This window comes from Streptomyces sp. B1I3 (assembly GCF_030816615.1).
Taxonomy (GTDB): domain Bacteria; phylum Actinomycetota; class Actinomycetes; order Streptomycetales; family Streptomycetaceae; genus Streptomyces.
The window spans coordinates 5,958,792-5,971,238 of record NZ_JAUSYD010000001.1; the positions used below are offsets into that span (position 1 = coordinate 5,958,792).

The following is a 12,447-nucleotide window of genomic DNA, read 5'->3' on the forward strand; positions in this document are numbered from 1 at the left end:
CTCACCGCGGTGCACGGGCGTCCGGGCGGGTACGGACGCCTCCGTGTGACGGGGAGGTTGCAGGACCGTGATGAGAAGAACCGCGCACACCCCTAGGTACCGACCGGGCGGTATGCCATTCTGCGGTCGTCAGGATCATTCGGTGTGCGCCTGCCCGACGCCGGGCCGGGCACGCACCGGGCCGGAGTGTCCGGAGCCGGCCGATTCCCGGTGGAGGCCGCCATGCCGCAGGTCGTACGTTCACGGATCAGGGCCTTGCACGGGCCGCCCCCCGTCGCACCGCTGCCGCACCGCTTCAAGTCCCTGGCCGACCGCGAGGCCGTCGCCGTGCTCCACCGGGCGGCCCGCGTGCTGCTGGAGGCACTGCCGGAGCTCACGGACCGGCTCGTGGAGGCGCTGCGGGAGCAGGAGCCCGCCTACCGCACGGCGATCGAGACCGAACCCACCGAGATCTGGCAGGAGGTCCACCACTCGCTGCGGCACAACATCGCCTCCCTGATCCAGCCCCGGGAGTACCGCGACGCCGCCCACCGCACCTCCCGGTGGATCGGAGAGACGCGCGCCGAACAGGGCGTACCGCTCGACGCCGTCATGCACGCCTTCCGGATGGGCGGGGCGATGGTGTGGCAGGACCTCGTCGACGAGACCGCCCGGCGTCACCCCGAGGACATCCGGCTGCTGGTCCACGTCGCGGCGGACGTCTGGAACTTCGTCGACGAGCACTGCGGGGTGGTGGCCGAGGCCTACCGGCAGGCCGAGCGACGCCTCGTCTGGCGGCGCGAGAACCAGCAGCGCCTGATGACGGCGGCGCTGCTGGACGGCACCGCCCGCATCGCGGACCTGCCCGACGCGGCGGCGATGCTCGGGCTTCCGGTGCACGGACGGTACGCGGTGCTGGCCGTCGCCACCGCCCGCCGAGCCCCGCACGGCGCGGGGCGGCCGCCGGTGGACCTCGGGGCGGTGGCGCCTGTCCTCTGGCACGCGGGGGCCGACGCGGAGCTGGCGATCCTGCCGCTGGGGGCGGGAGGGGCCTCGGGGGCGGCCGGAGGTTCCGGCGCGGAGCCTCCGTGCGCGAGGGACGCCGGCGCGGCGCCCGCGCCGTGCGCGCCGTCCGCCGACGCCGAGGCGCCGACCGGGCCCACCGGGCGGGACGGACTCGCCGCGGTGGCCGCCGGGCTGACGGCGCCGCCCGGCACCAGGGTCGGCATCAGTTCGGTGGTCGAGGGGCTCGCCTCGGTCGGCGACGCCCGGCGCCTCGCCGAGACCGCGCTACGGGCCTGCCCGGCGTCCGGTGGCACCGTCCTGCTGGACGAGCACCTGCCGACCGCCCTCGTCGTCTCCTCTCCCGCGCTCGGCACCGCGCTCGCCGACCGGGTCCTCGGGCCGCTCGACCGGCTCGACCGGGCGGACCGTGACGTGCTCATCGAGACCCTGACCGCATGGCTCGACTCGGACGGCTCCGCGCAACGGGCGGGGGCGCGGCTGTACTGCCACCGCAACACGGTGCTGAACCGGTTGCGACGGTTCGAGCAGCTGACGGGACGCTGCCTGACGCGCCCGTCGGACGCGGTCGAGGTGTCCCTTGCGCTGACGGCGCGGCGGTTGCTGGCGGGCTGAGCGGGGGTGCCGGCGGCTGGGGGCGACGGGGGAGCCGGGCCGCGTCGGGTGCGGCGGGCGGGAGGCGCCTGCCGGTGGGCGCGGGAGGTGTCCGGAAGTGTGGCTGGGGGAAGCGCCCGCGTGAGGGGCCGGTACGTGCCCGCCGGGCGTCGCCCTGTGCCGGGGCACAGGGCCGGGCGGGGCGGGCTGTACGGGCGCCGCGTACCCGGTTCGCGCCCTGGTCACGCCGTTCCGCACCTGGTGGCCTGGCGCGCATGTCCTCAGCTGCCCCTTCCACAGCCGTCCCGGCGGAGCCGATCCGATGAGCGGCGCGGTCGACGCCCGGTCGCTGGCCGTGGTCATCTTCCTCGGCTTCGTCGCCGTGTCCCTGCTGTTGTGCGGCCTCGCGGCGGCGGACCAGGACGATCCGGAGCACTTCTACGCCGGCGGCGCCGCACTCGGCCCCGTCGGGGGCGGGCTTGCCATCGCCGGGGACTACGTCTCCGCGGCCACACTTCTCTCGACGACCGGCTCCGTCGCGCTCGCCGGGTTCGACGGGGTGCTGTTCGCCCTCGCCACCGTCGCCTCGCTCGCCCTCGTCATGCGTGTCCTCGCCGAACGCCTGCGCCGCAAGGGCGTGTTCACCCTGGGCGACTTCCTCGCGGACCGGCTGGCCGACGACTCCGTGCGCCGGGCCCTCGGTGTGGCGACCCTGGCCGTGCTCGCCCCGCTGCTGCTCGTGCAGCTGACGACCGCCGGGCACGTCATGACGGCGATGTTCGGGCTGCCGCACGGAGCGCTGACGGGCTGTACGGTCGCCAGCGGCGCCCTGATGGTCTGCTACTCCGCGTTCGGCGGCATGCGCGGCACCGGGTACATCCAGATCCTCAAGGTCGCCGTCGTCCTGGCCGCCGTCACCCTGCTCGCGGGGCTCGTGCTCGCCCGCTACGGCTGGTCCCCGTCCGCCCTCTTCGACGCCGCCCGGGTAGGCAGCAAGGCCGGGGGTGACTACGCGCGGTCCGGGCTGCAGTTCGGCCACGGGTTCGCGGGCGTGCTCGACCTGATCGGCTTCCAGCTCACCCTCGTGCTCGGAGCCGCCTGCATGCCGCACATCATGATGCGGCTGCACCCGATACGGGACGCCTGGACCGCCCGCCGGGCAGGAGCCTGGGCCGTGGCCCCCGTCGCCGTGCTGTGCGCCGGCATCGTCGTCGTCGGCTTCGGCGCGTCCGCGCTGATCGGCCGGGACGCGTTGCGTGCCGCCGATCCGGCGGGAGGCACCGCGCTGCTGCTGGTGACGGGAGCGCTGGACCCGGGCGCCACCGGCCCACGGGACAGCCCGCTGTTCGCCCTCGTCGCCTGCGCCGCCTTCGCGACGACGCTGGCGGCCGTGGCCGGGATCACCCTGGCAGCCGCCTCGTCCCTGGCCCGTGACTTCGCGGTGAGATCGGCCGATCGCAGTGGCGCCAAGGCCTCCGGACGGGAGATCCGCCGCGCCCGCTGGACCGTCGCCGCGATCGGGGGCCTGGCCGTGCTGCTCTCGGCGTACACACATGACCGCAACCCGCAGATCCTGCTCTCGCTGTCGTTCGCCTGCGCGGCGTCGATCCTGCCCCCCGTCCTGCTCCACGCCCTCTTCCGGCCGGGCTTCGACGCCCGGGGGGTGCGGTGGACGGTGTACGGGACACTGCCGCTGATCGCGGGCCTGATGGTCATCTCACCGGCGTTCTCCGGCACGTCCATCGCGCTCTTCCCGGAGTGGGACTTCTACGTGTTCCCGCTGCAGACACCCGGGTTGCTGACGATCCCGGCCGGGTTCCTCCTGGGCCTGCTCGGGTCGGGCCCGCGAGCGTCCGGACCCGGGCGGGGCCGCCCCCGTCACCGGATCCACCGGGCCCCCGCCCGGGCCGGCGACGGCTCCTGAGCGGTCCGGCCCGGCCGTGCACCGCCCCCGGGTGGCCCGGTCACAGGCCGAGCTCGGCCGTACGGAGCCGGGCCAGGGCGTCCTTGTCGCCGTCCAGGTCCACGCGGGCCGCGTCCTGCCGTCCCGCGGCGAACAGCAGCAGCTCACCCGGCTCCCCGGTGACCGTCACCACCGGGGTGCCCTTGTGGGCCACCACCGTCTGGCCGTCCGGGCGGCGCAGCACCAGTCCCACCGGTGCCCGGCGGCCCATCACCCGTGCCGTCCTCTCGGTGCGCGACCACAGCACGTCGGCGAAGATCGGATCGAGCTCGCGCCGCGACCAGTCGGGCTGGGCGCGGCGCACATCCTCGGCGTGGATGTAGAACTCGACGGTGTTGGCCGCCTCGTCCAGCTGCTTCAGGCCGAAGGGGGACATCCGCGGCGGACCCGTGCGGATGAGCTGGAGCAGTTCCTCGTACGGTTTCGCGGCGAATTCGGCCTGCACCCGCTCCAGCCGGTTCTTCAGCGCACCCAGCACGAGTCCGCCCGCCGCGTCCGCCCGGCGCTCACGTACGACGACATGGGCGGCCAGGTCCCGGGTCTTCCAGCCGTTGCACAGGGTCAGGGCCTCGGGGCCCGCCGCTTCCAACAGGTCGGCGAGCAGAAGGCGTTCACGCTTCGCATGGGTCGACATGCCCGCCAGCGTACGACCGCGGCCCGCGGTCCGCCCAGTGGACGCGCGCCCGGAGGGCCCCGCCCGGCGCGGCACAATGGGCGCATGACCAGCACCTCCGGCCCCGCGCCCGCCAGCAATCTCGACCCGGCCATCGCGGCCCGCCTCAAGCGCGGCCCCGATGGACTGGTCCCCGCAATCGCACAGCAGTACGACACGGGTGAGGTGCTGATGCTCGGCTGGATGGACGACGAGGCGCTGCACCGCACCCTCACCACCGGCCGCTGCACCTACTGGTCCCGCAGCCGCCGGGAGTACTGGGTCAAGGGCGACACCTCCGGCCACGTCCAGCAGGTCAGGTCGGTCGCACTGGACTGCGACGCCGACACCGTCCTGGTGAAGGTCGACCAGACGGGTGCCGCCTGCCACACGGGCGACCGCACCTGCTTCGACGCGGACGTCCTTCCGCTCGCCCCGTCGCAGTAAGGTCACCCGCCATGGATCTCGAGACCTTCCGCAAGCTCGCCGTCGACCGGCGCGTCATCCCCGTCAGCCGCCGCCTGCTCGCCGACGGAGACACCCCGGTGGGGCTCTACCGCAAGCTCGCGGCGGAACGCACCGGCACGTTCCTCCTCGAATCCGCGGAGAACGGGCGCACCTGGTCCCGCTACTCCTTCATCGGGGTACGCAGCGCCGCCACGCTCACCACCCTCGACGGACAGGCCCACTGGCTCGGCACCCCGCCCGTCGGCGTCCCCCGCGAGGGTGATCCGCTGCAGGCCCTGCGCGCCACCGTCGAGACCCTGCACACACCGCGCGACCTGGTCGGCGACGAGGGCCTGCCGCCCTTCACCGGCGGCATGGTCGGCTATCTCGGGTACGACGTCGTGCGCCGGCTGGAGAAGATCACCGAGCACGGCGGCGACGACCTGAAGCTGCCCGAACTGACGATGCTGCTCACCTCGGACCTCGCCGTGCTCGACCACGGCAACGGCACCGTCCTGCTGATCGCCAACGCGATCAACCACAACGACCTGGACACCGGCGTCGACGAGGCGTACGAGGACGCGGTGGCCCGGCTCGACGCCATGGAGCGGGACCTCTCCCGCTCGGTGGAGAACACCCCCGCCGTCCTGCCGCCCTCCGAACTCCCGCCCTACACCGCACTGTGGGGCGGCACGGCCTACCAGAACGCCGTCGAGGACATCAAGGAGCGGATCAGGGCCGGCGAGGCCTTCCAGGTCGTCCCCTCCCAGCGCTTCGAAACGCCCTGCACGGCACGAGCGCTGGACGTCTACCGGGTCCTGCGCGCCACCAACCCGTCGCCGTACATGTACCTCTTCCGCTTCGACGGCTTCGACGTCGTCGGCTCCAGCCCGGAAGCGCTCGTCAAGGTCGAGGACGGCCGGGCCATGGTGCACCCGATCGCCGGGACCAGGCCCCGCGGCGCCACCCCCCAGGAGGACCAGGCGCTCGGCGACGAACTCCTCGCCGACCCCAAGGAGCGCGCCGAGCACCTGATGCTCGTCGACCTCGGCCGCAACGACCTGGGACGGGTCTGCGAACCCGGCAGCGTCGAGGTCGTCGACTTCATGTCGGTCGAGCGGTACTCCCACGTGATGCACATCGTCTCCACCGTCACCGGACGCGTCGCCGAGGGGCGCAGCGCCTTCGACGTCCTCACCGCCTGCTTCCCGGCGGGCACCCTCTCCGGCGCGCCCAAGCCCCGGGCACTGCAGATCATCGAGGAGCTCGAACCCACCCGCCGGGGCCTGTACGGCGGTTGCGTCGGCTACCTCGACTTCGCCGGGGACTCCGACACGGCCATCGCCATCCGGACGGCCCTGCTCCGCGACGGAACCGCGTACGTCCAGGCGGGCGCGGGCGTCGTCGCCGACTCCGATCCCGTCGGCGAGGACACCGAGTGCCGCAACAAGGCCGCCGCGGTCCTGCGCGCCGTGCACACGGCGAACCGGCTCCGGACCCACTGACACCGTCCGGCCCGCGGGGACCGCGTCGCGGAGTCCGGGCCGTCCGCTCGCGGGCACCGCGTCGCGGCGTCCGGCACGCCCGCCCGCGGGCACCGCGTCGCGGAGCCCGCACGTCCGCCCGCGGCGTCGCCGTCGGTCACCACGGCTCGCCTCCGGGCTCCCCGCTCCGCCCGAGCGGGGACCCCGACGCGGCCCCGGTCCTCCAGCCGCACACCGGGCCCCGCTCCTCCCCGCCCGCCCCCCGATTGCCGGCCGGTCCGGGTCGGTAGGGGATAGTGGAGGGCGTGAGCGCAGTCCCCGTACCCCAGCCCCGTGCCCGAGCCGCTTCCGCGTCCGACAGTGCCGGAAGCCGCCGCAGCCTGGCCGCCGGCCTGCTCCTCGGGGCGGCCGGTGCCACCGTCGTCCTTCTCGCCTCCGGCCGGACCTGGGCCGAGGGCAAGGCCTCCGTCGGTGGCGGCACCCTGCCGCTGAGCGCGGACGGCCAGGACGTCACCGGCCTCCCGGCGGCCCTGGCCGTCGTCGGCCTGGCCGCCCTCGTCGCCGTGTTCGCCGTCCGCGGCGGCGGCCGGCTGATCGTCGCCGGGCTCCTGGCCCTCAGCGGCCTCGGTGTCGGCCTGAGCGCCTGGACGGGCGCCTCCGACAGCGCCGCCCTGGACGAGAAGGCCGCGCAGACCACCGGCAACGCCTCGGCCACCGTCGAGGCCCTCTCCCACACCGCCTGGCCCTATGTCACGGCCGTCGGAGGGCTGCTGATCCTGCTGGCCGGACTGCTCGCCCTGCGCTACGGCAGCCGGTGGCCCACCATGTCGGGACGGTACGAACGCGACGGAACCCCGCGCCCCCGCAAGGCCGCGCCCGCCGCTGTGGACCCCGACCGGCCCGAGGACCTGTGGAAGGCCCTGGACCGCGGCGAGGACCCGACGCGCGAGGCATGACCCCAGGCTCACGTCCTACCGGCACGTACGGGACAATGGCAGTGAGCTTTTTGAACAGCGACACCTTCAGCGCAACACCAACGAGGAGCAACTCATGGCGGGCAGCAGCCACGGACACACCCCGGCCGCCTGGACCGGTGTCATCATCTCCTTCATCGGCTTCTGCATCGCGGGCCTCTTCATGGTCGCGGCGAACCCGTTCGGCTTCTGGGCCGGCATCGCCGTCGTCCTCCTCGGCGGGGTCGTCGGTCTCGTCATGAAGATGGCCGGTCTCGGCATGCCGAAGGAGTCCGGCGAACTGGCCGCGGCCAGGGCCCGGGCCGGACAGGCCCAGACCACTTCCTGACCACCGGGCCGGTGGACGGACACGTGAGGCGCAGCCCGGACGGGGCTGCGCCTTCTCACGTCAGCGGGGACAATCGGCGGGTGGACGCCTCAGCATCTCCCGCCGCCCCCGAGCCCGCGCCCGTGCCGCACGCGCCCGGGCACCCCGGCCCGCAGCACCGGCCGCCCGCCGGTCACGGGCCCGCGTTCCCCGCGGCCCCCGCGCCGGCCTCCCGGCTCAAGCGGCTCGCCACGCCCGTCGCGGTCATGGCCGTCGTCGTCGGAGCCTTCGGCTACGTGGCCACCACCGACCCCCACGAACCCGGTCACTACCCGGTCTGCCCCCTGCTCCGCCTCACGGGCGTGCTCTGCCCGGGCTGCGGAGGGCTCCGCAGCGCCTACGACGTCGCCCACGGCGACATCGTCGCCGCCCTCGGTTCCAACGCCCTGGCCGTCGTCGGCTACGCCGTCTTCGCCGTGGTCTGGCTGCTCTGGATGATCCGCGCCAACCGGGGAGAGCCGCTGCGCATCGGTCTCGCGCCCGCCCACTGGTGGGGCATGGGGGCGGTCCTGCTCGTCTTCTCCGTGGTCCGGAACCTGCCGTTCGGCTCGGCGCTGGCCCCGTGACCGCCCAGGTAGTGGGACGTACTGCAGCCGGATGCGGGCCCGAGGCCATCCTGCGACTACCATCGTGATGGCTGATCCTGTTCCCTCATCATCCTTCCGGAAGGGGGCCGCTCGCGTGAGTGTGCTCGACGAGATCATCGACGGCGTTCGCGCCGACCTCGCAGAGCGGCAGGCGCGCGTCAGCCTCGACGAGCTCAAGGAGCGCGCGGCCCGCGCTCCCGAGGCCAAGGACGGAGTCGCCGCCCTGCGCGGCGAGGGCGTGACCGTCATCTGCGAGGTCAAGCGCTCCAGCCCCTCCAAGGGGGCCCTGGCCGCCATCGCCGACCCGGCCGCGCTCGCCGCGGACTACGAGGCCGGCGGTGCGTCCGTCATCTCCGTCCTCACCGAGGAGCGCCGTTTCGGCGGCTCGCTCGCGGACCTGGAGGCCGTCCGCGCCAAGGTCGACATCCCGATCCTGCGCAAGGACTTCATCGTCACCTCGTACCAGCTGTGGGAGGCCCGGGCGTACGGCGCCGACCTCGCCCTGCTGATCGTCGCCGCCCTCGACCAGGAGGCCCTGGTCTCGCTCATCGAGCGCGCCGAGTCCATCGGACTGACGCCGCTCGTCGAGGCGCACGACGAGGAGGAGGCGGAGCGTGCCGTGGACGCCGGAGCGAAGATCATCGGTGTGAACGCGCGCAACCTCAAGGACCTCAAGGTCGACCGGTCCACGTTCGAACGTGTCGCGCCCGAGATCCCCGACCACATCGTCAAGGTCGCCGAGTCGGGTGTCCGCGGCCCGCACGACCTGATCGCCTACGCCAACGCCGGCGCGGACGCCGTGCTCGTGGGCGAGTCACTGGTCACCGGCCGCGACCCCCGGGCCGCCGTCGCCGACCTGGTCGCCGCCGGCACCCACCCCGCGCTCCGGCACGGACGGGGCTGAGACCCTCCCATGACCGCCGACCGTCCCGCGTCCCGCGTCCGGCCGGGCCTGCGCCCCGCCGGGACTGCGGCCCGGGACCCGCACGCGCCCCTGGCCCGCGGCTGCCGCCCACGCGGCTGCCGCGCGCCCGCGCGCCGCGTGCACGGCCGGCGGGTGCGGTACGTCATCGGCGACGAACCCGGACAGGTGAACGGCATGCGATGGCGCACGGGGTCCGCGCCGTAGCGAGCCCCGGCCGTCGCACGTCCCCTCCGGGCATCCGGAGGCACCGGCACGACCCACCGCACCGACCGCCCCGCGGCCGGCGCGGCGCTCCGCCCACGGCGCATACGGTGAACCCACCCGTTGCAAGGTCGAGGAGTACGTCGATATGTCGTCCGACTTCTTCATTCCGGACCCCGAGGGTCTGATTCCCAGCGCCGAGGGGTACTTCGGCGCGTTCGGCGGCAAGTTCATCCCGGAGGCGCTGGTCGCCGCCGTGGACGAGGTGGCCGTCGAATACGACAAGGCCAAGGCCGATCCGGCCTTCGCCGCCGAGCTCAACGAGCTCATGGTCAACTACACCGGCCGGCCCAGCGCGCTGACCGAGGTCCCGCGCTTCGCCGAGCACGCCGGGGGCGCACGGGTCTTCCTCAAGCGGGAGGACCTCAACCACACCGGCTCGCACAAGATCAACAACGTGCTGGGCCAGGCGCTCCTCACCAGGCGCATGGGCAAGACCCGGGTCATCGCCGAGACCGGCGCGGGCCAGCACGGTGTCGCCACGGCGACCGCCTGCGCCCTCTTCGGACTCGAGTGCACCATCTACATGGGCGAGATCGACACCGAGCGGCAGGCGCTGAACGTGGCGCGGATGCGGATGCTCGGCGCCGAGGTCATCGCCGTGAAGTCCGGCTCCCGGACGCTCAAGGACGCCATCAACGAGGCGTTCCGCGACTGGGTCGCCAACGTGGACCGCACGCACTACCTCTTCGGCACGGTCGCGGGCCCCCACCCGTTCCCGGCCATGGTCCGCGACTTCCACCGGGTGATCGGGGTCGAGGCCCGCCGCCAGCTGCTCGAGCGCACCGGCCGGCTGCCCGACGCCGCGGTCGCCTGTGTCGGCGGCGGTTCCAACGCCATCGGCCTCTTCCACGCCTTCATCCCGGACGCGGGAGTCCGGCTCATCGGCTGCGAGCCCGCCGGACACGGCGTGGAGACCGGCGAGCACGCGGCGACCCTGACCGCGGGCGAACCCGGCATCCTGCACGGCTCACGCTCCTACGTCCTGCAGGACGACGAGGGCCAGATCACCGAGCCGTACTCGATCTCGGCCGGCCTGGACTACCCGGGCATCGGCCCGGAGCACGCCTACCTCAAGGACGTCGGCCGCGGCGAGTACCGCGCGGTCACCGACGACGCCGCCATGCAGGCGCTGCGCCTGCTCTCCCGCACCGAGGGGATCATCCCGGCCATCGAGAGCGCGCACGCGCTGGCCGGGGCGCTGGAGGTCGGGCAGGAGCTCGGCAAGGAAGGGCTGATCCTGATCAACCTCTCCGGCCGTGGCGACAAGGACATGGACACGGCGGCCCGCTACTTCGGGCTGTACGACATCGACGGCGAGGTCGCCGCCGACGCGGAGGGGGAGCCCCAGTCATGACCACCGGTACGCACACCGGCACCATCGGCCTGCTGGGCGAGACGTTCGCACGAGCGCGCTCCGAGGACAGGGCCGCGCTCATCGTCTACCTCCCCGGCGGCTTCCCCACCGTCGACGCCGGCATCGAGGCGGTCAAGGCGGCCGTGGCGGGGGGCGCCGACATCGTCGAGGTGGGGCTCCCGCACAGCGACCCGGTTCTCGACGGGCCGGTCATCCAGACCGCCGACGACATCGCGCTGCGGGGCGGCGTCAGGATCGCCGACATCATGCGCACGGTCCGCGAGGCGTACGAGGCGACGGGCGTCCCGATCCTCGTCATGACGTACTGGAACCCCATCGACCGGTACGGCGTCGAGCGCTTCACCGCCGAGCTCGCCGCGGCCGGTGGCGCCGGGTGCATCCTGCCCGACCTGCCGGTCCAGGAGTCCGCTCTCTGGCGCGAGCACGCCGAGAAGCACGGTCTCGCCACCGTCTTCGTCGTCGCGCCGAGCAGCAAGGACGAGCGTCTCGCCACCATCACGGCGGCGGGTTCCGGCTTCGTGTACGCCTCCTCCCTGATGGGGGTCACCGGCACCCGTGAATCGGTCGGGGAGCAGGCCCAGGACCTGGTCCGGCGTACCCGCGCCACCACCGACCTCCCGGTCTGCGTCGGCATCGGCGTCTCCACGGCCGAACACGCCCAGCAGGTCGCGGGCTTCGCCGACGGCGTGATCGTCGGTTCGGCCTTCGTCAAGCGGATGCTCGACGCCCCGGACGAGGAGGCCGGTCTCACCGCCGTCCGCGCCCTGGCGGGCGAACTGGCCGAAGGCGTTCGAAAGCGCTGACAACGGCGTCATCCGTATGGGTGGACCTGGGACCGGGGAGGCGCTCACGCGCCTCCCCGGTTCGTTTGCGCGGTGTGAGCGAGAAGAACGAAGAGCGAAAGAGAACCGCGCGTGACCGGCTCGTCCAGCAGCGTGAGCAGGACCGGGCCAGGGAGCGCCGCCGCCGCACGCTGATCGTCTCGACCGCGGTGGTGGGCGTCCTGGCCCTGGCCGCCGTGATCGGCCTGATCGCCGCCAACGCGGGCAAGAACGACGAGGACAGCGACGCCGGGCCGGCCGTCACCCCGTCCGGGGCGACCGGCAAGGACGGACTCGCCATCCAGGTCGGAGCCGACGACGCCCCGTCCACGCTCACGATCTGGGAGGACTTCCGCTGCCCGGTCTGCGCCCAGTTCGAGAACGCCTTCCGGGGCACGATCGCCGAGCTGGCGGACAGCGGCCGCATCAAGGTGGAGTACCACCTGGCCACGATCATCGACGGCAACCTCGGCGGTGACGGATCTCTGCGGGCGGCCAACGCGGCGGCCTGCGCCCAGGACGTCGGCAGATTCGCCCCGTACCACGACGTCCTCTACCGCAACCAGCCCGCCGAGAGCGACGACGCCTTCGGCGACAACGGCAAGCTGATCGAGCTGGCCGGCAAGGTGGACGGTCTGGACACCGCCGCCTTCCGCAGCTGTGTCCAGGACGGCACGCACGACAGCTGGGTCGAGAAGTCCAGCAAGGCCTTCACCTCGGGGGGATTCCAGGGGACACCGACCGCCCTGCTCAACGGGGAGTCGATCTTCCCGAAGAAGGGGGACGAGGAGATCTCCGTCGCCCACCTCGAGAAGTGGGTGGCCGAGGCGAACAAGGGCAGGAAGCCGGGCACGGTCACAGCGACGCCCTCGGCCTCCTAGGCCGCGTCCGCGGAGTCCCGGCGCGCATCCGGAGGGCGTGGGCCCGCGGCGTCCGGTGCGTGCGAGCGCAAGGCGGAGGATCGCCCTCGTACCGGACGTCTCCGATCGGCT

At 73.6% G+C, this 12,447-nt stretch carries 13 protein-coding genes; 12 read left to right on the forward strand and 1 reads right to left on the reverse strand.

Annotated features, from left to right (window positions below; all coding sequences use genetic code 11):
- Positions 1-222 precede the first annotated feature (222 nt).
- Both QFZ58_RS27070 and QFZ58_RS27075 read left to right on the forward strand, forming a co-directional pair.
- The gene (locus tag QFZ58_RS27070) at positions 223-1,617 is read left to right on the forward strand and encodes a helix-turn-helix domain-containing protein (RefSeq protein ID WP_307127508.1); all 1,395 of its coding nucleotides are present in this window, start codon (positions 223-225) and stop codon (positions 1,615-1,617) included.
- Positions 1,618-1,918: 301 nt separating this feature from the next.
- A complete protein-coding gene (locus tag QFZ58_RS27075) occupies positions 1,919-3,520 on the forward strand; it encodes a cation acetate symporter (protein WP_307127509.1) in 1,602 nt (533 codons plus the stop codon).
- Between the two features lie 40 nt (positions 3,521-3,560).
- Here QFZ58_RS27075 and QFZ58_RS27080 read toward each other — a convergent pair whose 3' ends face one another.
- The gene (locus QFZ58_RS27080; RefSeq protein WP_307127510.1) at positions 3,561-4,193 is read right to left on the reverse strand and encodes a TIGR03085 family metal-binding protein; all 633 of its coding nucleotides are present in this window, start codon (positions 4,191-4,193) and stop codon (positions 3,561-3,563) included.
- 84 nt (positions 4,194-4,277) lie between these two features.
- Here QFZ58_RS27080 and hisI point away from each other — a divergent pair, with 84 nt between their 5' ends.
- The 10 genes from hisI (at position 4,278) to QFZ58_RS27130 (ending at position 12,336) form a co-directional block, all read left to right on the forward strand.
- Positions 4,278-4,658: a phosphoribosyl-AMP cyclohydrolase gene (gene hisI / locus QFZ58_RS27085; RefSeq protein ID WP_307127511.1), complete on the forward strand. Its 381-nt coding sequence runs from the start codon at positions 4,278-4,280 to the stop codon at positions 4,656-4,658.
- A gap of 11 nt (positions 4,659-4,669) precedes the next feature.
- Positions 4,670-6,163 carry an anthranilate synthase component I gene (locus tag QFZ58_RS27090; RefSeq protein ID WP_307127512.1) on the forward strand — a complete coding sequence of 498 codons (1,494 nt, stop codon included), beginning with the start codon at positions 4,670-4,672 and terminating at the stop codon, positions 6,161-6,163.
- A 275-nt stretch (positions 6,164-6,438) separates the two neighbouring features.
- The gene (locus QFZ58_RS27095; RefSeq protein ID WP_307127513.1) at positions 6,439-7,098 is read left to right on the forward strand and encodes a TIGR02234 family membrane protein; all 660 of its coding nucleotides are present in this window, start codon (positions 6,439-6,441) and stop codon (positions 7,096-7,098) included.
- A 94-nt stretch (positions 7,099-7,192) separates the two neighbouring features.
- Positions 7,193-7,444, forward strand: coding sequence for an HGxxPAAW family protein (locus QFZ58_RS27100; protein ID WP_307127514.1), 252 nt, complete (start codon positions 7,193-7,195; stop codon positions 7,442-7,444).
- 80 nt (positions 7,445-7,524) lie between these two features.
- A complete protein-coding gene (locus QFZ58_RS27105; protein WP_307127515.1) occupies positions 7,525-8,049 on the forward strand; it encodes a DUF2752 domain-containing protein in 525 nt (174 codons plus the stop codon).
- A 115-nt stretch (positions 8,050-8,164) separates the two neighbouring features.
- Positions 8,165-8,974 carry an indole-3-glycerol phosphate synthase TrpC gene (gene trpC, locus QFZ58_RS27110; protein WP_307127516.1) on the forward strand — a complete coding sequence of 270 codons (810 nt, stop codon included), beginning with the start codon at positions 8,165-8,167 and terminating at the stop codon, positions 8,972-8,974.
- 9 nt (positions 8,975-8,983) lie between these two features.
- Positions 8,984-9,199, forward strand: a complete 216-nt coding sequence (trpM, locus tag QFZ58_RS27115; RefSeq protein WP_307127517.1) for a tryptophan biosynthesis modulator TrpM — start codon at positions 8,984-8,986, stop codon at positions 9,197-9,199.
- A gap of 145 nt (positions 9,200-9,344) precedes the next feature.
- On the forward strand, positions 9,345-10,613 hold the full coding sequence (gene trpB / locus QFZ58_RS27120) for a tryptophan synthase subunit beta (protein ID WP_307127518.1): 1,269 nt from the start codon (positions 9,345-9,347) through the stop codon (positions 10,611-10,613).
- Positions 10,610-11,437 (forward strand): tryptophan synthase subunit alpha, encoded by an 828-nt coding sequence (trpA, locus tag QFZ58_RS27125; protein ID WP_307127519.1) that lies wholly within the window; start codon positions 10,610-10,612, stop codon positions 11,435-11,437. Before trpB ends, trpA begins: the two co-directional genes overlap by 4 nt.
- Positions 11,438-11,511: 74 nt before the next feature.
- Positions 11,512-12,336, forward strand: a complete 825-nt coding sequence (locus tag QFZ58_RS27130; protein ID WP_307127520.1) for a thioredoxin domain-containing protein — start codon at positions 11,512-11,514, stop codon at positions 12,334-12,336.
- Positions 12,337-12,447 lie beyond the last annotated feature (111 nt).